The organism is Gramella sp. AN32 (assembly GCF_023718305.1).
GTDB lineage: Bacteria > Bacteroidota > Bacteroidia > Flavobacteriales > Flavobacteriaceae > Christiangramia > Christiangramia antarctica.
The window spans coordinates 256,295-280,372 of the sequence record NZ_QEYO01000001.1; the positions used below are offsets into that span (position 1 = coordinate 256,295).

Here is a 24,078-nt window from a genome sequence, read left to right on the forward strand (position 1 = left end):
GCAAATTTTCATGTGAGTGGCCTAAATTCCATTTCTTTTTGGGAGGGGCTCACTATACCTGCACTTCCCTACTTTGAACCAGCGGTTACTTCCATATCAAAAAAATAGAGTACTTTTATATAACCCCCTAAAATTTAGAAGATTACACTAAATACTTTATTAGCACATACAGAAAATATTCTCTAAAATTCAAGCCATGCCAATTTACATGGATCGTCATGATGTTTCAAAAGAAGTAACTGCTGAAATTGTTGCAGATTTACACCAAAAGGATTTAAAAATACAGCATAAATTTAACTGTAAAGGCCTCACCTATTGGTTTGACGATAAACGAAAAACGGCTTTTTGTTTAGTGGAAGCACCAGACCAGGCCGCGATTAAGGCCATGCACGACCAGGCACATGGGGAAGTTCCCCACAAGATTATTGAGGTGGATGGAGCGATAGTAGAATCATTTTTGGGCCGTATTGAAGATCCAAAAAAATCACAAAAAACAACTTTAAATATTATAAATGATCCAGCCTACAGAATCATCATGGTAGTGGGAATAAAGCATTTACCATTAAACAGTCTCCATCTTAAGAATATAAAACTGTTAATTCAAAAACAGAACAGCTCCATTATTAAAACCATAGATCATTTTAAAGGGAGGCTTGTAAAACAAAAACATGACTGTTTTTTAATTTCCTTCGATTCGGTTACGAATGCGGTATTATGTGCTTTGGAAATTCATACAGTGATCAATACTCAAGATCATCCTTATACGCAATTAAAAATGGGTTTAAGTGGGGGCGTTCCCGTTAGTGAAAAAGAAGGGCTTTTTGAAGATACCATAAAAACTGCCGAACGTTTGTGCACAGTGGTAAAAGGTGGGATTGTATTATCTGCAGAGGTTAAGGATTTATATGAAAGCGAAAATTTGAATATTTCTATCGATAAGCAATACATAAATGTGCTGCATTCAAATGATGAAAAATTTCTAAACCTCTTAATGGACCATACCGAGCGCGAATGGCGCAATACTTCTTTAAGTGCATCAGACTATGTCAAAATTTTAGGCTATAGTAAATCACAGTTATACAGAAAGATGGTGGCAATAACCGGGAAGTCCCCCAATACTTTCATTAAAGATTATAGGCTAAACAATGCGCTTAAGCTCCTGAATAAAAGGATAGATAATATTTCAGAAATTGCGTTTGAAACTGGGTTTAATAGTCCGGCATATTTTTCAAAATGTTTTCAGAATACCTTCGGGATCCTTCCTTCTAATTATCTGAAATCTTATCAGCATTAATCATTAAATACTCTACTTAACTTCTATTACCAGACATTACTTCGCAAGCTTAACCTAATGAGCTAATAATCGCATTCTTTGAACTAAATGTAGAATTATGTGTTAGTATAGCTGCTTACTTTTAGTAGGTAACTAAATACTGATGTCATGGAAACAACACTTACTGAAACTACTCTTTTTGAAAGATTGGGAGGCAAATTAGGTATTTCTAAGCTTGTTGAGGATACCGTAGATGCTCACATGAAAAATCCGGCTATCAATGCAAGGTTTTTGCCTTTTTTAAAAGAACCGGATCGACTCGCCAAAATTAAGCAACATACTATTGACTTTTTTAGTGCCGGTAGCGGTGGTCCCGTGACATACTCTGGTAAGGATATGGTCACTGCCCATACGGGAATGAACATTAGCCCAGCGGAATATATGCATGTAATAGATGATATTTTTATTGCCCTTGATAAACAGTCCTTCAATGACGATACTAAAAAAGATGTGCTTGCCATTCTTTGGTCATTGAAAAGCATGATCATTTCTAAATAATTCATTTTTAAAATTAAATATTATGGCTTCTAAAATACAGGACCCTCTTTCCTCTAAAATCGAAATTTTCGCTGCGCGATTAAGAGGAAAAATAATTTTGCCCCATGATGTGCAGTATGAAGAGACCAGGAAAATTTACAATGCTATGATCAACAAACATCCGGCTATGTTGGTATTGTGTCTGGATGTTGCAGATGTTATTGCCTCCGTAAATTTTGCCAGGGAAAATGATTTGTTGGTAGCAATTAGAGGTGGAGGCCATAATGGTGGTGGCTTGGGTTTATGTGATGACGGCCTGGTAATCGATCTCTCGGGAATTAAATATGTGCGCGTGGATACATCTAATGACACTGTAAGGGTTGGTGGCGGAAACCTTTGGGGAGAGGTGGACCATGCCACTCATGCTTTTGGACTTGCAGTTCCCGCAGGCATTATTTCTACTACCGGAGTTGGGGGATTAACCCTTGGTGGTGGCGTGGGTTATTTATCCCGGAAATATGGCCTTACCATAGATAATCTATTGGAAGCCGATATGGTGCTGGCAGATGGAACTTTTATAACCGTAAACGCTAATCAAAATAAAGATTTGTTTTGGGCCATTCGCGGTGGAGGTGGAAATTTTGGAGTAGTCACCTCGTTTAAATTTCAGGCGCATCAAGTAAAAAATGTTTTCGCCGGCCCTACGTTATGGCCTATTGAAAAAATTGATGAAATAATGGAATGGTACCACGATTTTATTGAAAAGGCACCAGATGGATTGAATGGCTTTATCGCAACCATGATTATTCCAGGCCCTCCATTCCCTGAACATTTACATAATAAACAATTCTGTGGAATAGTTTGGTGCTACACCGGTAACCTGGAGAAGGCTAAAGACGTTTTTAAGCCTGTTTTAGCCATGAATCCTATATTTGAACATTTAGGCGAAATGCCCTATCCAACGCTGCAGACCTTATTCGATGGATTATTACCGGCCGGCTTACAATGGTACTGGCGCGCTGACTTTTTTAAGGATTTAGGACCGGAAATAAGACAGCAACATTTAAAGTTTGGTTCTAATATACCTACGCCGCTTTCCCAAATGCATTTATATCCTATTAGTGGGGCGGCCGCGAGAGTGGGGAATGCTGAAACGCCATGGGCTTACCGCGATGCAAAATATGCCGGTGTAATTGTGGGAGTAGACCCGGATCCTGAAAATGCCGATAAAATCACCCAATGGTGTAAAGATTATTGGGAAGCTTTACACCCCTATTCATCAGGTGGTGCTTACTCCAATTTTATGATGGAAGAAGGGCAGGAACGAGTTAAGGCCAGTTATAAATCCAACTATAAGCGTCTTGCCCAAATCAAAAAACAGGTTGACCCGCATAATTTATTCAGGGTCAATCAAAATATCGTGCCTGAATAATTAACATTTTAAAACCAATATTATGAAAATTAGAAAAGAAGACCTTTCAGTTATTATGGAAGCTCCCGGGAGCATTATGCGTGCAATTCCAGACTGTGGAGGTATTACCATGGGTTTTAACGAATTGCCTAAAGGGACAGATTTCACACCCTTATTAAAGGGTTTAAACAACAACAGTTGTCATAGTCCACATTGGGGCTACGTACTGGAAGGAAAAATATTGCTGAAATATGACAATGGGCAAGATGAAACCGTAAGTACAGGAGAGTTTTATTACTGGCCTGCAGGTCATACGGCTATTGTACTGGAGAATATTAAATTTATAGAATTTAGTCCCACAAAAGAATATACTGAGGTAATCACGCATGTAGGTCAAAAGATGGCTGAAATGAAAGCTTAAAAAATAATATGGGCAGAATTCATTATTTCACAATCAAAGATGATCCCAAAGCGCCTCGTTAATAAAATTTAGTATTTTCGGGACAAAGCTTATTTATGGATCAAATCGATCAGTTTATTGCTGAATTTGCCTCTTTTGTCTGGGGAATTCCTCTTGTGATATTATTAATTGGAGGTGGAACCTTTCTACTGATCTATTCCCGGTTCTTGCCCTTTCGGTATTTGGGCCATTCTGTAGAAGTTTTAAGGGGAAAATATAATAACCCAGATGATCCCGGGGATATCAATCATTTTCAGGCGCTTTCTACGGCCTTATCTTCTACTGTGGGAATGGGGAATATTGCCGGTGTGGCTGTTGCCATTGCCATTGGAGGGCCCGGTGCGATCTTCTGGCTTTGGGTGAGTGCTATTGTGGGAATGGCCACCAAATTCTTTACAAATACACTTGCGGTGATGTACCGCGGAAGGGATACTGAAGGGAAGCTCCAGGGCGGGGTGATGTATTTCATAGTTGAAGGCCTGGGGAAAAAATGGAAACCCCTGGCAGCATTTTTTGCGATCGCGGGATTAGTAGGTGCTTTACCGGTTTTCAATGTAAACCAGTTGACCCAGGCGGTAAATTTCATCTTGTTAGAGCCAAATAATATTGAGACCGGTTTTACAACAAATTTGATTATCGGGATCGTACTTACACTTATCACCACGGTAGTGATCATTGGAGGACTGGATCGCATTAGTAAAACGGTTTCAAAATTAGTGCCTGCAATGGTCGCGCTATATTTCATTTCGGTTTTGATCATCTTATTTGTAAATTCAGATGTGGTGGTGCATTATTTTGGACTCATCTTTACCGATGCTTTTGCGGCCAATAATTATAAAGGGGAACCACTTTTAGGAGGTGTATTGGGCGGACTGATCTTACTGGGAATTCGAAGAGGAGCCTTTTCAAACGAAGCCGGGATTGGAACAGCGACGATGGCTCACGGCGCCAGTAAAACTACCGAGCCTATTCGCGAAGGTTTAATTGCCATGCTGGGCCCTGCGATTGATACCCTGGTGGTTTGTACCCTCACCGCTATGGCTATTTTGGTTACCGATGTTTGGCAAACTGAAGATGTAAATGGCGTGAGTTTAACCGCTGCGGCATTCGATCAGGCGATTCCTTATATTGGAAATTATCTGTTACTTCTGTGTATTCTCGCATTCAGTATTTCTTCCCTCTTTTCTTATAGTTATTACGGCACGAAGTGCCTCTCCTTCCTAATGGGGGCAAAAAACAAAAAATATTATAACTACTTTTATATCATAAGTATTTTACTGGGTGCAACCACGTCATTAAGTTTTATCCTGAATTTGATAGATGGATTTTTTGCCCTGATGGCAATCCCAACCATGATCGCTACCCTAATCATGGCACCCAGAGTCATGAAAGCAGCAAAAATTTATTTTAAAAAACACCTTTAGGAATAAAAGCGGTTTATCAAACTGGTAAGTGAATGTATTTCATTTTCTGAATGCTCCGCAGAAATCACAATTTTGCTGATTAATGCTGAATCTTCATTGGGATAATGGAAATTAGTAGTGATTATGGCGTTTTTTGCGAGGAATGCCGTAAGTGGACTATCATGGTACGTTATAACCGGATGATTTTTCAGCATAACAGCCACAAAATCTTTAGTAATTTCGTTCTTGAAAATTTCAATATTCCGCTGAAGTTTTTCCCGTTGTTTTCTGATAAGCGCTTCAGCCATTAAAAGAGTTTTTAGCGCAGCAGGGGACGCCGGGCTGGCACCACCAAACAATTCCGTCGCTTTTATCTGTTCGATTCGGTCAGAGTCTCCTAAGATTATTCCGCAAGGCGTTGCCAGTGCTTTTCCCAGCGAACCGCAAAAAATGAGCTCTTTAGGATTTAAAGATTTTAATTTCTGAAAATTCCCAAAACCATGTTCACCAACGATCCCAAATCCATGTGAATCATCTGCAACCAGAATACATTTATCAAGTGGTAATTCTTGAAGTTCCGTAAAATCGGGATAGTTATTTCCGGTAAAATCAATAGTATCCAGAAAAATTACCGGCTGAAATTTTTCCCTATCCAAAGTAGATTCAACTTCATTTTTTAGATGCCCGTATGAAGTGGCATTTACCGTGCGCCCGGAATGTAGAGCTGGATGCGAGTTAGGTGCGTAAAACTTTTGAAAGTTTGGGGCATCAAAAAAGATAGAGAGCACCAATCCCGACAAAAATCCTGAGGAAAAGCTTACCGCAGCTTCGCTCCCACTTTTAAGTGAAATATGATCTTCAAAATCCTCGTAGACATTCAGGCGAATATTTGCTTTCCGCGAGGCACCAAAATTGGAACCTAAAACACTAATATTATCCTTCAATATTTGCAAAAATTGAGGATGGTTCTGCAAGCCCAAATAAGACGTACCGCCAAAATATAAATTTTCCCTACCCTCTATTTTGAATTTGGTACCCGGCGAGTGATCTAAATAATTATTCATGAAGCAAAGTGATTCCGCTGCCATTAAGTTTAGGAAAGATTACTTTAGCATCGTCCTTTATCACGACTCCATGGGCGATATCCTCTTTTAAGAGCATGGCTCCATCCATATCTACATAATCTAACTGGGGCAGTAATTGTGCAATTGCAGATATGCCCACCGAACTTTCAGTCATACAGCCAACCATCACTTTTAAATCGTAATTTCTGGCTTTACGAATCATTCTTAATGCTGGCGTTAAACCTCCACATTTGGTAAGTTTGATATTAATTCCATCTACAATCCCGGCACATTTTTCAACATCTTCCTCAACAATACAGCTTTCATCGGCTATAATTGGTAAAGCAGAATTTTCCATTACTTTTTTCAAACCTCTTCGATCATTTGCTACTAAGGGCTGCTCAATAAATTCCACGCCTAATTCTTTCAGTTTTTCTGAATACGCTATGGTTTGATCTACCTCCCAGGCACAATTGGCATCTACCCTAAACACTGAACTGGTATGCTTCCGAAGTTCAGAAACAAGATCCAGATCATTCTTAGTCCCGAGCTTGATCTTATAAATTGGCCATGGTTTTTCCTTCATTTTAGCCAGCATAACTTCAATTTTATCTAAACCTATTGTGAAGTTGGTGATAGGATAATTTTCAATAGAAGTGCCCCAAATCTTATAGAGAGGTTCACCTTTCAACTTACCATAAAGGTCATGTGCAGCAAGATCCAGAGCACAGACAGCAAAACTGGATAATCCTTTTTTTAGAAGAAATTGGTGGAATTCTTCCGGCTTATCAAAAGGAAATTTTTCAATTTCCGGTCGAATAGCTTCAATCTCCTTTTGCATACTCTCTAAAGTGATGCGATAATAAGGATTAGACGTAGACTCCCCGTAGCCGGTATGGCCATCCCTGGTTAGGCAAACTATTAAAGTATCCTGTGTATCGTGGGATTCACGGGATATAGTAAAGGTGTGCTTTAACTGGAGTACGTATTTTTTAATTTCAAGCTGCAATCCCATAACCTATGCCTGACCGGTTGGACCAAAATTCAAAGGAAGCGGGGCTTTGTCGTAATCTTTTATTTCGCCGTGAGCTTGCTCGAACTTATGCACATTATCGCCCAAAGCTTTTAATAGCCTTTTGGCATGTTGAGGGGTTAAAATGATCCTGGACTTCACTTTGCTCTTAGGTCTTCCCGGCATTATATTCACAAAATCAACTACAAATTCAGAAACTGAATGGTTGATAATTGCCAAATTGGAGTAGATACCTTCAGCTACCACATCATCTAATTCAATGTTGATCTTGCCTTTATTCTGTTTTTTCTCGTCGCTCATTATTTAATAATTTTACGTTTCAATTTAAGGATTAATACTTTTTATAAAAAATATAATCTGTGACTAGAGACTCCAATCTTTAGTCAGCCCCCTGCGTTTATAGTATAAAAGATAATTTCTGAAATTCCCCAAGCTACTAACTCATAAGACAGGTTTCAGAAAATTGTTCATATCTCAAATATCGCTATAAAAACAAAAAGGCCCGCGATTGCGGGCCTTTTTCTGAATATTTATCAGGAATTAGTTATAATTCACTTCCTGTTTCTTCTCCATCATCTGGTCGAATTCTTCTTTAGAACCAACAATAATGCTTTCATAACGTCTCATCCCTGTACCTGCAGGAATTCTATGTCCTACAATTACATTTTCCTTCAAGCCTTCAAGTTCATCGATCTTACCGCTTACTGCAGCTTCGTTCAATACCTTGGTAGTTTCCTGGAAGGAAGCAGCCGAGATAAATGATTTGGTTTGAAGTGATGCCCTGGTAATACCCTGTAATATTGGGGTAGCCGTTGCAGGAATTACATCCCTCGCCGTAGCAAGATTTTTATCTTCCCTTCTCAAAATAGAATTCTCATCCCTTAAATCTCTAGGAGTAATAATTCTACCTGCCTTCATATTTTCAGAATCACCAGCGTCTTCGATTACTTTCATCCCGAACAACTTATTGTTTTCGTTGATGAAATCATCTTTGTGTACCAGCTGGTTCTCAAGGAAAATAGTATCTCCCGGATCAACGATTCTTACTTTACGCATCATTTGCCTTACCACAACCTCGAAGTGCTTATCGTTAATTTTCACACCCTGAAGCCTATACACCTCCTGAACTTCGTTCACAAGATACTGTTGTACCGCGTTAGGTCCTTTGATATTCAAAATATCTTCCGGAGTGATGGAACCATCAGAAAGTGGCATACCTGCTCTTACATAATCATTCTCCTGAACCAGGATTTGATTAGAAAGTTTTACAAGATATTTCTTCACTTCACCAAGCTTGGATTCTACGATGATCTCACGGTTACCACGTTTGATTTTTCCGAAGGAAACAACTCCATCAATTTCAGAAACTACTGCCGGGTTCGATGGGTTACGTGCTTCGAAAAGCTCGGTTACCCTTGGAAGACCACCCGTAATATCACCAGATTTAGATGATTTACGCGGAATCTTAACCAAAATCTTACCTACTCCAATTTTTTCTTCATTATCAACCATAAGGTGAGCCCCAACCGGAAGGTTATAAGAACGAATTATTTCGTCTTTTTTACCTAAAATATGTAAAGTTGGGATAAGCTTTTTGTTACGGGATTCAGAAATTACTTTTTCCTGGAATCCTGTTTGCTCATCGATCTCCACCTGGTAAGTTACACCCTGTTCCACATTTTCATACTTGATCTTACCGGCAAATTCAGAAATAATTACACCGTTATATGGATCCCATGAACAAATCACATCTCCTTTACTTACCGCTTCTCCATCGTTGATTAAAATCTGCGCACCATAAGGAATGTTATTGGTACTTAAAACCACACCGGTTTTCTTATCCTTTATTTTGATCTCTGCAGTACGGGAAATTACAATATCAGATAAATCTCCGCTTGCTGTTTCTCCTTTAACTACTTTAAGATCTTCAATATCTGCAACCCCGCCAAATTTAGCTTCCAGTTTGTTTTCTTCTGAAATGTTACCTGCAATACCTCCCACGTGGAATGTACGAAGGGTTAACTGTGTACCAGGCTCACCAATAGACTGAGCTGCCACAACACCAACCGCCTCACCTGTTTGCACGATTTTATTCGTGGCCAGGTTACGACCGTAACATTTTATACAAATACCTTTCTTGGCCTCACAGGTAAGTGGAGATCTAACTTCTACGCTTTCGATTGGAGCAGCTTCGATCATTTCCACAATTTCTTCTGTAATCTCATCACCTGAAGCTACGATCAATTCATCTGTAGATGGGTTGACCAAATCATTCAGGGCAATACGTCCAAGAATTCTTTCACCTAAAGATTCAACGATCTCTTCATTCTTTTTAAGTGGCTTCACTTCCACTCCTCTCAACGTTCCACAGTCTGCAGTATTTACAATCACATCCTGGGAAACATCTACTAAACGACGGGTTAAGTAACCAGCATCGGCAGTTTTAAGTGCGGTATCGGCAAGACCTTTACGCGCACCGTGAGTAGAGATAAAGTATTCAAGAATTGAAAGACCTTCCTTAAAGTTAGAAAGGATCGGGTTTTCAATAATTTCACCACCTCCGGAATTCGATTTCTTCGGCTTGGCCATAAGACCACGCATACCGGTTAACTGGCGAATTTGTTCTTTAGAACCACGGGCTCCGGAATCAAGCATCATATAAACCGAGTTGAAACCTTGTTTATCCTCACGAATTCGTTTCATCGCTAACTCCGTAAGACCGGCATTCGTCGACGTCCAGATATCAATAACCTGGTTATAACGTTCGTTGTTGGTAATAAGACCCATGTTATAGTTCCCAATAATCCCTTCAACCTGCTCATTGGCTTCATCGATCATGGATTGTTTCTCTTCAGGGATAATAATATCACCTAAGCTGAAGGAAAGTCCACCACGGAATGCGAAACCATAACCAAGACCTTTAATTTCGTCAAGGAATTCAGAAGTTTCAGGAACACTGGTAATTTTTAAGATTCTACCAATAATATCACGCAGCGACTTTTTGGTCAATACTTCATTGATATAACCAGCTTTTTCAGGTACGGCTTCATTAAATAAAACCCTACCCACAGTAGTTTCGATAATTTGCATTACCAATTCTCCCTGGTCGTTATAATCTTTTGTACGAATCTTGATACCTGCGTTAAGATCTACTGCTTTCTGATTGTAAGCTATTACCAGCTCTTCCGCAGAATAGAAGGTTAATCCTTCACCTTTTACCGGCTCTTCATCAGTAGATTTTTTAAGTTTGGTCATATAATAAAGACCCAAAACCATATCCTGGGAAGGTACTGTAATTGGTGAACCATTTGCAGGGTTCAGAATATTATGGGAAGCCAGCATTAAAAGTTGCGCTTCCAGAATTGCTTCAGGCCCCAATGGTAAATGCACGGCCATCTGGTCACCGTCAAAATCGGCGTTAAATGCGGTACATGCCAGTGGGTGAAGCTGGATCGCTTTCCCTTCAATAAGTTTAGGCTGGAATGCCTGGATCCCCAAACGGTGCAATGTAGGAGCACGGTTTAGCAGTACAGGATGTCCTTTAAGAACATTTTCCAAAATATCCCAAACTACAGGTTCTTTTTTATCTATAATTTTCTTGGCAGATTTTACGGTTTTCACAATCCCTCTTTCAATCAGTTTCCTGATGATAAAAGGTTTGTAAAGCTCTGCTGCCATATTCTTCGGAAGACCACATTCGAACATTTTCAGTTCAGGTCCTACAACGATTACCGAACGTGCCGAATAATCCACACGTTTTCCAAGCAGGTTTTGACGGAAACGACCTTGCTTACCTTTCAACGAATCTGAAAGGGATTTAAGCGGGCGGTTAGAATCTGTCTTAACTGCTGATGATTTTCTAGTGTTATCGAACAATGAATCCACAGATTCCTGAAGCATACGTTTTTCATTACGTAAAATCACTTCAGGAGCTTTGATTTCCATTAAACGCTTCAAACGGTTATTACGAATAATTACACGACGGTAAAGATCATTTAAATCTGAAGTCGCAAAACGTCCACCATCAAGGGGCACCAAAGGTCTAAGTTCCGGTGGAATAACCGGTACTACCTTCATGATCATCCATTCAGGATTATTCTCACGATTTTCGTTGGCATCACGGAAAGCTTCCACAACCTGAAGTCTTTTAAGCGCTTCAGTCTTACGTTGCTTGGAAGTTTCGTTATTCGCTTTGTGTCTTAGTTCGTAAGAAAGCTCATCAAGATCGATTCTTTTCAGAATTTCGATCAGGCATTCCGCCCCCATTTTAGCGATAAACTTATTTGGATCATTATCGTCCAAATATTGATTTTCCTGAGGAAGTGCATCTAAAATATTTAGATATTCTTCTTCCGTTAGGAAATCCATTTTCTTAAGTGGTTCTCCATCTTCATTCTTCGCATTCCCGGGTTGGATCACCACATATCTTTCGTAATAGATAATCATGTCCAGTTTCTTGGAAGGAAGCCCCAACAAATAACCAATTTTGTTAGGCAAAGAGCGGAAATACCAGATATGTGCCACTGGAACCACAAGGTTAATGTGACCCACACGGTCCCTACGTACTTTCTTTTCTGTAACCTCTACCCCACAACGATCACAAACGATCCCTTTGTAGCGTATTCTTTTATACTTACCGCAGGCACATTCGTAGTCCTTTACAGGACCAAAAATACGCTCACAAAACAAACCATCACGTTCAGGTTTGTGTGTACGGTAGTTGATAGTTTCTGGCTTTAAAACCTCACCGCGGGATTCCGCTAGGATAGACTCCGGTGAAGCTAAACCAATAGAGATCTGGTTGAACCTCTGTATTGTATTCTTATCGTTATTTCTAGCCATATTTTCCAATATTCAGTATGCAGTATTCAGTCGCAGTGCAAACTGCTAACTGAATACTGTAAACTTTTTTTATTCTTCTAACTTAATATCCAATCCAAGACCTTTCAATTCGTGCATTAACACGTTGAAAGATTCAGGCAATCCAGGTTCTGGCATTGGCTCACCTTTTACAATAGCCTCGTAGGTCTTCGCTCTTCCAATAACGTCATCAGACTTCACGGTTAAGATTTCCCTAAGAGTGCTGGATGCACCGTAAGCTTCAAGAGCCCAAACCTCCATCTCTCCAAAACGCTGACCACCAAACTGTGCTTTACCACCAAGCGGCTGCTGGGTAATAAGTGAGTATGGCCCGATAGAACGCGCATGCATCTTATCGTCGATCATATGACCTAGTTTTAGCATGTAGATTATACCTACAGTTGCTCTCTGGTCAAAACGTTCTCCAGTTCCACCATCATATAGGAAGGTGTGTCCAAATCTTGGAATTCCGGCTTCATCTGTAAGCTCGTTGATTTGATCTATAGTTGCACCATCAAAAATTGGGGTCGCATACTTTTTACCAAGTTTTTGACCTGCCCAACCAAGTACAGTTTCGTAGATCTGCCCAATGTTCATACGTGAAGGTACCCCAAGTGGGTTCAACACGATATCAACCGGTGTTCCATCTTCAAGGAATGGCATATCTTCATGACGCACAATTCTGGCAACAATACCTTTGTTCCCATGACGTCCTGCCATTTTATCCCCAACTTTTAATTTACGTTTCTTAGCGATGTAAACTTTAGCCAGTTTTAGGATCCCTGAAGGAAGTTCATCTCCTACGGAAATGGTGAATTTCTCTCTTCTTAGGTTCCCCTGAAGGTCATTTTCTTTAATTTTATAATTATGGATAAGGTCTGCAACCAATTCATTCAGGTGATCATCTGTCGTCCATGTCCCACTGGTTAAATGCGTATAATCGTCAACTGCATTAAGCATTTTCAATGTATACTTTTTACCTTTTGGAAGTACTTCTTCACCAAGATCATTTTGAACACCCTGAGCGGTTTTACCCCCAATGATCGTAAATAATTTGTCTACTAAATTATCCTTTAGTAACGCAAATTTCGCATCATATTTTTTCTCAAGTGCAGAAACATCTTCTTTATCCTGAACCCTCTTACGCTTATCTTTTACGGCTCGTGCAAATAACTTCTTGTTAATTACAACTCCACTTAAAGATGGAGACGCTTTTAATGAAGCATCTTTTACATCTCCCGCTTTATCACCAAAGATCGCACGTAATAGTTTTTCTTCAGGCGTAGGATCACTTTCCCCTTTTGGTGTAATCTTACCAATAAGGATATCACCTGGCTTCACTTCAGCACCAACCCGAATCATTCCATGCTCATCAAGGTCTTTTGTAGCCTCTTCAGAAACGTTGGGAATATCATTGGTCAATTCTTCATTACCCAGTTTTGTATCTCTAACTTCAAGCGAATATTCATCGATATGGATAGAGGTGAAAATATCATCTCTTACTACTCTTTCTGAAATTACGATCGCATCCTCAAAGTTATAACCTTTCCAAGGCATGAAGGCAACCTTCATGTTCCTACCTAAAGCAAGTTCCCCGGCTTCTGTAGCATAACCCTGGCAAAGTACCTGTCCTTTATTAACCCTATCCCCAACACTTACGATTGGCTTCAGGTTGATACAGGTTCCCTGGTTGGTTTTTCTAAATTTGATTAAGTTATAAGATTTCGCATCATCATCAAAACTCACCATACGCTCTTCTTCGCTACGGTCATATTTAATGGTAATCATCTCTGCATCTACATATTCAACCACACCTTCTCCTTCAGCATTGATCAATACACGGGAATCTGTAGCTACCTGTCTTTCAAGACCAGTTCCCACAATTGGGGAATCGGCGATCAATAAAGGTACTGCCTGACGCATCATGTTAGATCCCATCAGTGCACGGTTGGCATCATCATGTTCCAAAAATGGAATTAATGAAGCAGAAATAGATGAAATCTGGTTTGGAGCCACATCGGTATAATGTACCTCTTTTGGATCCACAACCGGGAAGTCACCTTCCATACGTGCAATTACACGATCTGTATCTATAGTTCCATCATCTTTTAAGGGAATGTTCGCCTGGGCGATTTTCTTGCCTTCTTCCTCTTCCGCACTTAAATATATAGGTTCATCAATGATATTGATTTTCCCATTAGTCACACTTCGATATGGAGTTTCTATGAATCCCATCCCGTTTACTTTCGCATATACTGAAAGTGAAGAGATCAAACCAATATTTGGTCCTTCCGGTGTTTCAATTGGGCATAACCTTCCGTAGTGCGTGTAATGAACATCACGTACTTCGAACCCTGCTCTTTCCCTTGATAAACCACCTGGTCCTAATGCGGAAAGTCTACGCTTGTGCGTTATTTCAGCTAAAGGATTCGTTTGGTCCATGAACTGCGATAACTGGTTTGTTCCGAAGAAAGAGTTGATCACAGAAGACAAAGTCTTCGCGTTGATCAAATCTATCGGGGTAAATACCTCGTTATCACGAACGTTCATACGCTCACGAATGGTACGAGCCATACGGGCAAGACCTACACCAAATTGTTGAGATAACTGCTCTCCAACAGTTCTAACACGACGATTAGAAAGGTGATCGATATCATCGATCTCTGCTTTTGAGTTAATTAACTCAATTAAATATTTAACAATAGTAATAATGTCGAGTTTGGTAAGCACCTGCTTATCCATTTCCACATCAAGACCCAGTTTTTTGTTCATTCTGTATCGTCCAACTTCTCCTAAGCTGTATCGCTGATCTGAGAAGAAAAGCTTGTCGATAATTCCACGAGCAGTTTCCTCATCTGGCGGCTCGGCATTACGCAGCTGGCGATAAATATGTTCTACCGCTTCTTTCTCAGAGTTGGTAGGATCTTTTTGTAACGTATTATGGATGATCGCATAATCCCCGGTTTGGTTCTCCTCTTTGTGTAAAAGTATAGTCTTACTTCCGGTTTCAAGAATTTCTTCTATATGATCTTTCTCTAATTCTGTATCACGGTCTAAAACGATCTCGTTTCTCTCAATAGAAACTACTTCACCGGTGTCTTCATCTACGAAATCCTCATACCAGGTATTTAATACCCTTGCCGCAAGTTTACGACCTAAATATTTTTTAAGTCCTGTTTTCGATACTTTTACTTCTTCAGCAAGATCGAATATTTCAAGAATATCCTTATCTCTTTCATAACCAATCGCACGGAAAAGTGTCGTTACAGGTAATTTCTTTTTACGATCGATATACGCGTACATCACGCTGTTAATATCGGTAGCAAATTCAATCCATGAACCTTTAAAAGGAATAACACGGGCAGAATATAGTTTGGTTCCATTTGCATGGAAAGACTGTCCAAAGAAAACTCCTGGTGAACGGTGTAACTGAGAAACGACTACGCGCTCTGCACCGTTAATACAGAAAGTTCCGCTTGGGGTCATATAAGGGATCGTCCCTAGATATACGTCCTGTACGATGGTTTCAAAATCTTCATGCTCAGGATCTGTACAATATAGCTTAAGTCTCGCCTTAAGCGGTACACTATACGTTAATCCGCGTTCAATACATTCCTGAATGGAATATCTTGGCGGGTCCACAAAATAATCTAAGAATTCTAGTACAAATTGATTACGGGTGTCCGTAATGGGGAAGTTTTCAAGGAAGGTGTTGTAAAGGCCTTCAGTTCCCCGTTCTTCTGATTTTGTTTCCAACTGGAAAAAGTCCTGGAAGGACTTGATCTGCAGATCCAGAAAGTCCGGATAAGCAGGCTTGTTTTTCACAGAAGAAAAACTCAATCTTTCAGTTTGCTTTGCTAACATCAATGGACGGGATTATAATTTATTAAAAAATACTGCGTTTTTTAAGATCTTAGTTCTATATACGCAAAAGGGTTTAGACCTTCAGGAACGAATCCTGAGGTCTAAACCTAAATAATATTGCTTTTGTCAAGCTTATTTAAGCTCAACCTCAGCTCCTGCTTCTTCTAGTTGTTTTTTAAGCGCTTCAGCTTCGTCTTTAGCTACTCCTTCTTTTACTGGTTTTGGAGCATTGTCAACTAATTCCTTAGCATCTTTAAGACCAAGACCTGTAAGTTCTTTAACTAGCTTTACAACTGCAAGTTTAGATCCACCTGGAGCTTTAAGAATTACATCGAATTCTGACTGCTCTTCAGCAGCCTCTTCACCACCAGCAGCGCCACCGCCACCAACAGCTACAGCAGCTGCTGCAGGCTCGATACCATATTCATCTTTTAAAATAGTTGCTAACTCGTTTACTTCTTTTACGGTCAAGTTAACCAACTGTTCTGCGAAATCTTTTAAATCTGCCATTTTCTATCGTTTTAAAATGTTCTTTAATTTATAATTGTTAAAAAGTGCGTACTAAATTATTCTTCCTTTTCTGAAAGGGTTTTAAGAATCCCTGCAAGTTTTCCTCCACTTGATTTAAGTGCAGAAATAACATTCTTAGCAGGAGATTGAAGTAATCCAATAATATCGCCAATAACTTCTTCTTTAGACTTGATATTCACAAGTGTCTCAAGATAGTCGTCACCCACATAAACGGCTTCTTCAACAAAAGCTCCTTTAAGTAAAGGCTTATCAGATTTCTTTCTAAATTCCTTAATCACTTTCGCCGGAGCATTACCGGTTTCAGAAAACATGATGGAAGTATTGCCTTTTAAAACTGAAGGAAGTTCACCGAAATCTTTATCAGCGGCTTCCATAGCTTTTGCAAGCAATGTATTTTTAACTACTGCCAGTTTTACGTTTGCTTTAAAACAAGCTCTACGTAAGTTTGAAGTACTTCCGGCATCAAGACCAGAAATATCTGCCAAATAAACAATATTTGAATCAGCTAACTGGGCAGTTAAATCTTCTATAACTTTTGATTTTTCTTCTCTTGTCATAATTTCTATTATTGCTCAGTAAACTTTTTAGTATCTATTGCAACACTCGGGCTCATAGTGCTGGACATGAATATACTTTTGATATATAGTCCTTTCGCCGCCTGAGGTTTCAATTTTACCAGCGTAGTTAATAATTCTCTCGCGTTCCCAGCAATTTTCTCTGCATCAAAAGATGCTTTCCCAATTGCCGCGTGAACGATCCCTGTTTTGTCTACCTTGAAATCGATCTTCCCCGCTTTTACATCAGATACTGCTTTACCAATATCCATTGTCACTGTACCGGTTTTAGGATTGGGCATTAAACCTCTTGGTCCTAAAACCCGACCTAAGGGACCTAATTTTCCCATTACACTTGGCATAGTGACAATTACGTCTACATCTGTCCAACCTCCTTTGATTTTATCAAGATATTCATCCAAACCAACGAAATCTGCTCCGGCATCTTTAGCTTCCTGCTCCTTATCTGGAGTTACAAGGGCCAACACCTTTACATCCTTACCTGTCCCATGTGGAAGGGTTACTACACCTCTTACCATTTGGTTCGCTTTACGCGGATCTACGTTCAAACGAACTGCAAGATCTACAGAAGGATCAAAATTTGCATTGGTAACATCTTTTATTAAAGCTGAAGCTTCTGCAACCGAATACATTTTACCGTTCTCGATTTTAGACTGAGCTTCTTTTTGCTTCTTAGTTAATTTTGCCATTTTCTAATGTCTTTATAAGATTAAAACGGTGCATTACCTTTTACGGTTATTCCCATAGAACGCGCTGTTCCAGCAACCATTTTCATCGCAGATTCAACGGTAAATGCATTTAAATCCTGCATTTTGTCTTCTGCAATAGCCTTAATCTGATCCCAAGAAACACTTGCTACTTTTTTTCTATTAGGCTCACCGGAACCTTTTTTAGTTTTTGCCGCTTCCATCAATTGAACTGCTGCAGGTGGGGTTTTAATAACAAAATCAAATGATTTGTCTTTAAAAACTGTAATTGCAACAGGCAATACTTTTCCTGGCTTATCCTGGGTCCTAGCATTAAACTGCTTACAGAACTCCATGATGTTTACTCCGGCAGCACCCAAAGCAGGTCCAACTGGTGGTGATGGGTTAGCAGCACCTCCGCGAACTTGTAGTTTTACAACTTTACTTACTTCTTTTGCCATTTTTCAAATTTTTGAGTGATAGTTAATCAGTGGAAGCTAAAAACTATCAAAAAATATGTAACAATTTTCTTTATACTTTCTCTACCTGCATATAACTTAATTCTAATGGTGTTTTTCTTCCGAAAATCTTCACCATCACTTCAAGTTTGCGTTTTTCTTCATTTATTTTTTCAACTGTTCCGTTGAATCCATTAAACGGCCCATCAATTACTTTGATAGTTTCACCAATTGTAAACGGAATAGCCACATTATCTGCCTTCACCGAAAGTTCATCAACTTTCCCTAACATTCTGTTTACTTCTGAAGTTCGAAGGGGCACAGGATCCCCACCTTTTGTTTCCCCAAGGAAACCAATCACACCGTTGATGCCTTTAATGATATGAGGAATTTCACCTCCAATATTTGCCTGGATCATGATATATCCTGGAAAATAAACCCTCTCTTTATTAATCTTTTTACCGTTTCGAATCTGAATAACTTTTTCAGTAGGAACTAAAACCTGATCTACTGAATCCTGAAGACCTAAATATTCGATCTCCTTCTCAATGTAATCCTTAACTTTATTTTCCTGACCGCTAACGGCTCGAACCACATACCAACTCTTATCTTTTGTCTCTGCCATAGTTACCGTTATTATGATTTAACCCATTCGAAGTACTGTTCAATAACACCACTAAAAAGTGTATCAACACCCCAAATTGCTAATGAAAATATGATGGAAAATACAGCTACCAACACTGTTAAGCGTTGTGCTTCAGACCAACTTGTCCAGGTAACGTGGTTTTTTAACTCGTTATAAGATTCTGATATGTAATTAACAATTCCTGCCATTGTATTAATTTTTTAAACGGATTAAGAATCTGATCCGGTACTCACCTTTTCCGTTCCTTCAAAATTCTTCGCACGGGTTGAGAGGCTCCCTTCGACTCCGCTTATGCTTCGCTCAGGACAGGCTTCTCGCCTTATGCAATTCAATACTTTAAATTCAGCACGGGTTGAGAGGCTCGAACTCCCGACACCTGGTTTTGGAGACCAGTGCTCTACCAACTGAGCTAAACCCGTATTTCTAATTAATCAAGAAAATATTTGCAATTTTCCTGATAAGGACTTACACTGTTTCAAGCTCAGTTCTGAGCCCTGCCTGCCGGCAGGCAGGTAAACCCGTAAATATAAGTTAAGGTATCCTGCATTGCAGGATACCTTTATATATATGATCTAAACTTAGTCTAGAATTTCAGTAACCTGCCCTGCACCTACAGTTCTACCACCTTCACGAATAGCGAAACGCAGTCCTGTATTCATAGCGATAGCCTGAAGCAGCTCAACATGGATAGTTAAGTTATCACCAGGCATTACCATCTCAACACCTTCAGGAAGACTAATTGTTCCAGTTACATCAGTTGTACGTACGTAGAACTGAGGACGGTAATTGTTATGGAATGGAGTGTGACGTCCACCTTCTTCTTTTTTAAGGATATACACCTCAGCTTTGAATTTAGCGTGCGGAGTTACAGATCCTGGCTTAGTAATTACCATACCTCTAGAGATTTGAGATTTCTCAATACCTCTTAGTAGGATACCTACGTTATCACCAGCTTCACCTCTATCTAAAATTTTACGGAACATCTCTACCCCGGTAATTGTAGAAGTTAATTTTCCAGCTCCCATACCAATGATCTCAACAGAATCTCCAGTGTTAGCCACACCAGTCTCAATACGACCCGTTGCAACAGTACCACGACCTGTAATAGAGAATACATCTTCGATAGGCATTAAGAAAGGCTTATCGATATCACGCTCTGGCAATTCAATCCATGTATCAACAGCTTCCATAAGCTCGATAACAGTAGCCGACCATTTTTCATCTCCTTCAAGAGCTCCAAGTGCAGAACCTGAAATTACAGGGCCATTGTCACCATCATATTCATAGAAAGAAAGAAGATCTCTAACTTCCATTTCAACTAGTTCAAGAAGTTCCTCATCATCAACAAGGTCAACTTTATTTAAGAATACAACGATTCTTGGAATACCAACCTGGCGTCCTAGAAGGATGTGCTCACGAGTTTGTGGCATAGGCCCATCAGTTGCAGCCACTACAAGAATAGCACCATCCATTTGAGCAGCACCAGTAACCATGTTCTTTACGTAATCCGCGTGACCCGGACAGTCAACGTGAGCGTAGTGACGGTTAGCGGTTGAATACTCAACGTGTGAAGAGTTAATAGTAATACCTCTTTCTTTTTCTTCAGGTGCGTTATCGATTTGATCGAAAGCTGAAGCTTTTGAATAACCAGCATCGGCCATTACTTTAGTAATAGCTGCAGTTAAGGTAGTTTTTCCGTGATCTACGTGTCCAATGGTACCGATATTTAAGTGCGGTTTGGAACGATCGTATGTTTCCTTTGCCATAATTAATACTTATTTAATCTTAGTTATATATTAGTGTTCAATTTTATACAAAACTAGAGCCAACGACGGGAATTGAACCCGTGACCTCTTCCTTACCAAGGAAACGCTCTACCCCTGAGCTACGTCGGCCTGAAATTATACTGTTCTTAAACAGCAAAAACACTGTACACCAATAAAGGTCTACAGATAAAATCAGAATTGAGGTAATACTACCGTAGCAACTCACATAGCAATTCAACTACTATAAGCCGGGATGAATAGAACCCTAAAGTCCATTTATCGCTAGCTTGCGGCAAAACCCTGATTTGAGTTTAGAGCGGGAGACCGGGTTCGAACCGGCGACATTCAGCTTGGAAGGCTGACGCTCTACCAACTGAGCTACTCCCGCGGATAATTCAAGATCTAAAATTCAACATTCAAAGTTAATTTTGAATGTTAAATTCAGAATTTTGAATTGATTTGTGGGGAGAGCAGGATTCGAACCTGCGAAGACGTAGTCAGCAGATTTACAGTCTGCCCTCGTTGGCCGCTTGAGTATCTCCCCAAAATTATCCACTATTTCATAGAACCACAGCTAATTTAGCTGAGCTTCAGGATGAATTTTAAACGGCTGCAAAATAAAGCAATTTAAAAGCTACATCCAAAGCATTTTTAGATTTTATCTTTCAGAATTTTTAAAATAGTCAACATCAGATGCTTATTATAAAAATCGAATTTCAAATCCGGTATTTCAAAATTTCAAGAGCCGATGGAGGGACTCGAACCCACGACCTGCTGATTACAAATCAGCTGCTCTAGCCAGCTGAGCTACATCGGCCTTTTTCGCTACTTTTTCAGCATAAAAAAGTCCGCTATTTCTAACGGACTGCAAATGTATATAAATTTATCTCTTTATCAAAAAAGAAATTGAAAAAAATTAGCTAAACATGAGCACTCAATTTCTCTTTCTTTTTAATTAATTGCCTTTGTAAGGACTGCACACAATCATCAACACATTCTTCAAACCTTTTACACGTTTTCTTTACCATAATATCCCCGCCGGGAATGCTAAGTAAAATTTCAGTGATTTTATTTTCTTTTCCACTCGTATTTTGAACTTTAAAATAAACATCAGCATAAATAATCTTGTCGAAATAGATCTCTAATTTATCTAACTTTTTCTGAGTAAAGTCTATAAGTTTTTGATCAGCATTAAAGTTCACAGACTGCAAATTCATTTTCATATCCAATAAATTTAAATTAAACAATGATTGATTTCAGTGCTTATTGTTCCTTGGGTGAGCCTTTTGGTGTACCTTACTTAGTTCGGCAATATTATTATGGGTATACACCTGGGTTGCGGCAAGACTGGAATGTCCCAATAATTCTTTAACCGCATTTAGGTTGGCGCCCTGGTTCAATAAATGTGTGGCAAAGGAATGACGCAATATATGCGGACTCTTTTTTAATTTCCCAGACACTTCACTAAAATAATTATTTATAATTCTATAAACAAAAGTTTCGTATACTTTCTCCCCGCGATTGGTGAGAAAAAGATAAGACACAGCATTCTCATTGAATTCCTGGCGTTTATTTAAATATTCTTTAGCAGATATCTTTACTGATCGAATTAAAGGAATATACCTTTCTTTATTTCTTTTACCTAAAACCTTTAAAACATTTGATTCGAGATCCAGATCCCCAACTTTAATATTGATGAGCTCTGCCCTTCTTATGCCTGTACTATAAAAAAGTTCAACCATAAATTTGTCGCGTATTCCTGGAAACTCTGAAATATCTATACTTTCAAGTACTTCTATAATTTCATTTTCTGAAAAAGGCACCTGTATTTTTTTGGAAGTTTTTAGCGCTCTATGTTTAACCAGGGGGGAAACTTCAATTTGAGAAGTTTTCAGCAGAAATTTATAATACGTCTTTAAAGTAGAAATCTTTCTATTAATGCTTCTGTTTGAAACCCCATCTTCGGAAAGTTTTACGATCCAGGACCTTATTTGAGAATAATTTACCTGAACAGGATCGTTTTCCTGAAATTCAGCGATTAAAAATTTCTGAAATTTTTTAAGATCACTACTATATGCGGCCAGCGTATTCGCGGCATATTTTTTCTCCAGGGAAAGATATTCGAGGAAGGCAGAAAAAGGCATAAAAAAACTGTTGATAAACGAAGTTACTAAACTTCATCGTATCAACAGTTTTATATACTTAGATAATCTTTCTAAATATCTTCTGCGTCTCGAAGATGCTGAATATATTCTGCTTTCTGAATTTGAGCTCTACGCTCTACAGATGGCTTAGAAAAATGTTGCCTACTTCTTAGCTGGCGCATAGTTCCGGTTTTGTCGAACTTTCGCTTGAAACGCTTAAGAGCTCTATCTATATTTTCTCCGTCTTTAACTGGTATAATTAACATAGTGTCATCACCTCCTCTCTTTTGGAATCGGCTGCAAAGATAGCGCATTTTTATAACTGAGCAATAAAATTTCTGAATATAAATATGAAATTGAGCATACTCCATCCTATTCTCTTTTTTGCTAACTTCATCTACGTTAAAAACAAAACTATGAAAACTATAAAGATTCTCTGTATTCTGCTTATTTCAACCTCGGCCCTCTTTTCGCAAAGAAATCTGGATAATGTTGAAATCAAAATAACCCCTGTAAATGGAAATGTTTATGTTTTAACGGGAGCCGGCGGCAATATTGGCTTATTGACCGGCGATGATGGCCTTTTTATGATCGACGATCAATTTGCAGCCCTATCAGAAAGGATCAAGGAACAGCTAAAAACTATTAGTGATTCTCCTGTAAAGTATCTGGTTAATTCCCATTATCATGGAGACCACACCGGAGGGAATGTTAATTTTCAAAAAGATGGTGCTATGATCTTTGCGCATGAAAATGTGAGAAATCGCCTTAAAAACGATACCCTTCCTAAAGAATTTAATGGTCTTCCCATAGTCACCTTCGATCAAAATCTAGGTCTACACATTAACGAAAATGATATTATCGTTTCTCATGTACATCACGCACATACCGATGGTGATGCCCTGATTTATTTTCCGCAAAGCAATGTGTTACATACCGGGGACACCTTTTTTAATGGCAGTTTTCCTTATATAGATCTAGAAAGCGGAGGAAGTGTGGAAGGTAATATCCAGGCAGCCAAATCTGGCCTTGCTCTTATCAATGAGAATACTAAAATCATTCCGGGACATGGGGAAATTGCTACATATGCAGATTATGAAAATTATCTGAAAATGCTGGAAGGAATTCGGGATAAGATCAATATGGCTATTGCTGCAGGAAAATCTTTGGAAGAAGTCGTTGCAGATACAAGTCTAACGGCAGACTTTTATACAGATGATGAAATGAAGGATTCATTTATTAACGGACCTAAAATTCGCACTACTTTTTACAACAGTCTGGTTAAGCAGATTGAGGAATAATATTTCTTTAACTTCATCTTAAAACCAAAGCGATTTATCTTCCTTAAATTTGATATATAAGCTTTA

The 24,078-nt window shown here is 39.1% G+C and carries 21 protein-coding genes and 5 tRNA genes; 6 read left to right on the forward strand and 20 right to left on the reverse strand.

The window, feature by feature from the left end; genetic code table 11:
- Positions 1 to 196 precede the first annotated feature (196 nt).
- The 5 genes from DHD80_RS01255 (at position 197) to DHD80_RS01275 (ending at position 5,105) form a co-directional block, all read left to right on the forward strand.
- A complete protein-coding gene (locus tag DHD80_RS01255; protein ID WP_251739067.1) occupies positions 197 to 1,294 on the forward strand; it encodes a nickel-binding protein in 1,098 nt (365 codons plus the stop codon).
- Positions 1,295 to 1,441: 147 nt separating this feature from the next.
- The gene (locus DHD80_RS01260; RefSeq protein ID WP_251739068.1) at positions 1,442 to 1,831 is read left to right on the forward strand and encodes a group 1 truncated hemoglobin; all 390 of its coding nucleotides are present in this window, start codon (positions 1,442 to 1,444) and stop codon (positions 1,829 to 1,831) included.
- A gap of 22 nt (positions 1,832 to 1,853) precedes the next feature.
- Complete coding sequence (locus tag DHD80_RS01265; protein ID WP_251739069.1) at positions 1,854 to 3,242, forward strand: FAD-binding protein; 1,389 nt, start codon at positions 1,854 to 1,856, stop codon at positions 3,240 to 3,242.
- Positions 3,243 to 3,264: 22 nt separating this feature from the next.
- Positions 3,265 to 3,642 (forward strand): cupin domain-containing protein, encoded by a 378-nt coding sequence (locus DHD80_RS01270; RefSeq protein WP_251739070.1) that lies wholly within the window; start codon positions 3,265 to 3,267, stop codon positions 3,640 to 3,642.
- Between the two features lie 95 nt (positions 3,643 to 3,737).
- Positions 3,738 to 5,105: an amino acid carrier protein gene (locus DHD80_RS01275; RefSeq protein ID WP_251739071.1), complete on the forward strand. Its 1,368-nt coding sequence runs from the start codon at positions 3,738 to 3,740 to the stop codon at positions 5,103 to 5,105.
- Here DHD80_RS01275 and DHD80_RS01280 read toward each other — a convergent pair.
- From DHD80_RS01280 to rpsU, 20 genes are all read right to left on the reverse strand, one after another.
- The gene (locus DHD80_RS01280; RefSeq protein ID WP_251739072.1) at positions 5,102 to 6,148 is read right to left on the reverse strand and encodes an aminotransferase class I/II-fold pyridoxal phosphate-dependent enzyme; all 1,047 of its coding nucleotides are present in this window, start codon (positions 6,146 to 6,148) and stop codon (positions 5,102 to 5,104) included. The two genes, DHD80_RS01275 and DHD80_RS01280, sit on opposite strands and share 4 nt — an antisense overlap.
- Positions 6,141 to 7,157 (reverse strand): dipeptide epimerase, encoded by a 1,017-nt coding sequence (locus tag DHD80_RS01285; protein ID WP_251739320.1) that lies wholly within the window; start codon positions 7,155 to 7,157, stop codon positions 6,141 to 6,143. Before DHD80_RS01285 ends, DHD80_RS01280 begins: the two co-directional genes overlap by 8 nt.
- Positions 7,158 to 7,166: 9 nt before the next feature.
- Positions 7,167 to 7,481 (reverse strand): DUF3467 domain-containing protein, encoded by a 315-nt coding sequence (locus DHD80_RS01290; RefSeq protein ID WP_251739073.1) that lies wholly within the window; start codon positions 7,479 to 7,481, stop codon positions 7,167 to 7,169.
- Positions 7,482 to 7,721: 240 nt separating this feature from the next.
- Complete coding sequence (gene rpoC, locus DHD80_RS01295) at positions 7,722 to 12,023, reverse strand: DNA-directed RNA polymerase subunit beta' (protein WP_251739074.1); 4,302 nt, start codon at positions 12,021 to 12,023, stop codon at positions 7,722 to 7,724.
- A gap of 69 nt (positions 12,024 to 12,092) precedes the next feature.
- Entirely contained in the window at positions 12,093 to 15,905 is a 3,813-nt protein-coding gene (gene rpoB / locus DHD80_RS01300; protein ID WP_251739075.1) for a DNA-directed RNA polymerase subunit beta, read from the reverse strand.
- 132 nt (positions 15,906 to 16,037) lie between these two features.
- A complete protein-coding gene (gene rplL / locus DHD80_RS01305; RefSeq protein ID WP_251739076.1) occupies positions 16,038 to 16,415 on the reverse strand; it encodes a 50S ribosomal protein L7/L12 in 378 nt (125 codons plus the stop codon).
- Positions 16,416 to 16,471: 56 nt separating this feature from the next.
- On the reverse strand, positions 16,472 to 16,993 hold the full coding sequence (rplJ, locus tag DHD80_RS01310) for a 50S ribosomal protein L10 (RefSeq protein WP_251739077.1): 522 nt from the start codon (positions 16,991 to 16,993) through the stop codon (positions 16,472 to 16,474).
- Positions 16,994 to 17,001: 8 nt separating this feature from the next.
- Positions 17,002 to 17,700: a 50S ribosomal protein L1 gene (gene rplA / locus DHD80_RS01315; RefSeq protein WP_251739078.1), complete on the reverse strand. Its 699-nt coding sequence runs from the start codon at positions 17,698 to 17,700 to the stop codon at positions 17,002 to 17,004.
- A 20-nt stretch (positions 17,701 to 17,720) separates the two neighbouring features.
- On the reverse strand, positions 17,721 to 18,158 hold the full coding sequence (gene rplK, locus DHD80_RS01320) for a 50S ribosomal protein L11 (protein ID WP_251739079.1): 438 nt from the start codon (positions 18,156 to 18,158) through the stop codon (positions 17,721 to 17,723).
- Between the two features lie 70 nt (positions 18,159 to 18,228).
- Positions 18,229 to 18,780 carry a transcription termination/antitermination protein NusG gene (gene nusG / locus DHD80_RS01325; RefSeq protein ID WP_251739080.1) on the reverse strand — a complete coding sequence of 184 codons (552 nt, stop codon included), beginning with the start codon at positions 18,778 to 18,780 and terminating at the stop codon, positions 18,229 to 18,231.
- An 11-nt stretch (positions 18,781 to 18,791) separates the two neighbouring features.
- Positions 18,792 to 18,989, reverse strand: a complete 198-nt coding sequence (gene secE / locus DHD80_RS01330) for a preprotein translocase subunit SecE (RefSeq protein WP_251739081.1) — start codon at positions 18,987 to 18,989, stop codon at positions 18,792 to 18,794.
- A 158-nt stretch (positions 18,990 to 19,147) separates the two neighbouring features.
- Positions 19,148 to 19,220: transfer RNA gene (locus DHD80_RS01335), tRNA-Trp, on the reverse strand.
- Positions 19,221 to 19,379: 159 nt separating this feature from the next.
- On the reverse strand, positions 19,380 to 20,567 hold the full coding sequence (gene tuf / locus DHD80_RS01340; RefSeq protein WP_251739082.1) for an elongation factor Tu: 1,188 nt from the start codon (positions 20,565 to 20,567) through the stop codon (positions 19,380 to 19,382).
- Positions 20,568 to 20,624: 57 nt separating this feature from the next.
- Positions 20,625 to 20,696, reverse strand: a tRNA-Thr gene (locus DHD80_RS01345).
- Positions 20,697 to 20,882: 186 nt separating this feature from the next.
- Positions 20,883 to 20,955 (reverse strand) — tRNA-Gly (locus tag DHD80_RS01350).
- 74 nt (positions 20,956 to 21,029) lie between these two features.
- A tRNA-Tyr gene (locus tag DHD80_RS01355) sits at positions 21,030 to 21,111 on the reverse strand.
- A gap of 199 nt (positions 21,112 to 21,310) precedes the next feature.
- A tRNA-Thr gene (locus DHD80_RS01360) sits at positions 21,311 to 21,384 on the reverse strand.
- Between the two features lie 103 nt (positions 21,385 to 21,487).
- A complete protein-coding gene (raiA, locus tag DHD80_RS01365; RefSeq protein ID WP_251739083.1) occupies positions 21,488 to 21,790 on the reverse strand; it encodes a ribosome-associated translation inhibitor RaiA in 303 nt (100 codons plus the stop codon).
- Between the two features lie 33 nt (positions 21,791 to 21,823).
- Complete coding sequence (locus DHD80_RS01370) at positions 21,824 to 22,711, reverse strand: tyrosine-type recombinase/integrase (protein WP_251739084.1); 888 nt, start codon at positions 22,709 to 22,711, stop codon at positions 21,824 to 21,826.
- 71 nt (positions 22,712 to 22,782) lie between these two features.
- Positions 22,783 to 22,977 (reverse strand): 30S ribosomal protein S21, encoded by a 195-nt coding sequence (gene rpsU / locus DHD80_RS01375; protein ID WP_251739322.1) that lies wholly within the window; start codon positions 22,975 to 22,977, stop codon positions 22,783 to 22,785.
- 150 nt (positions 22,978 to 23,127) lie between these two features.
- Between rpsU and DHD80_RS01380 the strand changes: the two genes are divergently transcribed.
- Entirely contained in the window at positions 23,128 to 24,012 is an 885-nt protein-coding gene (locus tag DHD80_RS01380; RefSeq protein ID WP_251739085.1) for an MBL fold metallo-hydrolase, read from the forward strand.
- The last annotated feature ends 66 nt before the right edge of the window (positions 24,013 to 24,078 follow it).

Coding starts and splice junctions, on each gene's coding strand:
- rplJ (WP_251739077.1), bottom strand. CDS start 16,993: ATGACAAGAGAAGAAAAATCAAAAGTTATAGAAGATTTAACTGCCCAG.
- secE (WP_251739081.1), bottom strand. CDS start 18,989: ATGGCAGGAATTGTTAATTACATATCAGAATCTTATAACGAGTTAAAA.
- raiA (WP_251739083.1), bottom strand. CDS start 21,790: ATGAAAATGAATTTGCAGTCTGTGAACTTTAATGCTGATCAAAAACTT.
- rplK (WP_251739079.1), bottom strand. CDS start 18,158: ATGGCAAAAGAAGTAAGTAAAGTTGTAAAACTACAAGTTCGCGGAGGT.
- DHD80_RS01265 (WP_251739069.1), top strand. CDS start 1,854: ATGGCTTCTAAAATACAGGACCCTCTTTCCTCTAAAATCGAAATTTTC.
- DHD80_RS01255 (WP_251739067.1), top strand. CDS start 197: ATGCCAATTTACATGGATCGTCATGATGTTTCAAAAGAAGTAACTGCT.
- rpoC (WP_251739074.1), bottom strand. CDS start 12,023: ATGGCTAGAAATAACGATAAGAATACAATACAGAGGTTCAACCAGATC.
- tuf (WP_251739082.1), bottom strand. CDS start 20,567: ATGGCAAAGGAAACATACGATCGTTCCAAACCGCACTTAAATATCGGT.
- nusG (WP_251739080.1), bottom strand. CDS start 18,780: ATGGCAGAGACAAAAGATAAGAGTTGGTATGTGGTTCGAGCCGTTAGC.
- DHD80_RS01270 (WP_251739070.1), top strand. CDS start 3,265: ATGAAAATTAGAAAAGAAGACCTTTCAGTTATTATGGAAGCTCCCGGG.
- DHD80_RS01380 (WP_251739085.1), top strand. CDS start 23,128: ATGAAAACTATAAAGATTCTCTGTATTCTGCTTATTTCAACCTCGGCC.
- rplA (WP_251739078.1), bottom strand. CDS start 17,700: ATGGCAAAATTAACTAAGAAGCAAAAAGAAGCTCAGTCTAAAATCGAG.
- DHD80_RS01260 (WP_251739068.1), top strand. CDS start 1,442: ATGGAAACAACACTTACTGAAACTACTCTTTTTGAAAGATTGGGAGGC.
- rpoB (WP_251739075.1), bottom strand. CDS start 15,905: ATGTTAGCAAAGCAAACTGAAAGATTGAGTTTTTCTTCTGTGAAAAAC.
- DHD80_RS01370 (WP_251739084.1), bottom strand. CDS start 22,711: ATGCCTTTTTCTGCCTTCCTCGAATATCTTTCCCTGGAGAAAAAATAT.
- rplL (WP_251739076.1), bottom strand. CDS start 16,415: ATGGCAGATTTAAAAGATTTCGCAGAACAGTTGGTTAACTTGACCGTA.
- rpsU (WP_251739322.1), bottom strand. CDS start 22,977: ATGTTAATTATACCAGTTAAAGACGGAGAAAATATAGATAGAGCTCTT.
- DHD80_RS01275 (WP_251739071.1), top strand. CDS start 3,738: ATGGATCAAATCGATCAGTTTATTGCTGAATTTGCCTCTTTTGTCTGG.
- DHD80_RS01280 (WP_251739072.1), bottom strand. CDS start 6,148: ATGAATAATTATTTAGATCACTCGCCGGGTACCAAATTCAAAATAGAG.
- DHD80_RS01290 (WP_251739073.1), bottom strand. CDS start 7,481: ATGAGCGACGAGAAAAAACAGAATAAAGGCAAGATCAACATTGAATTA.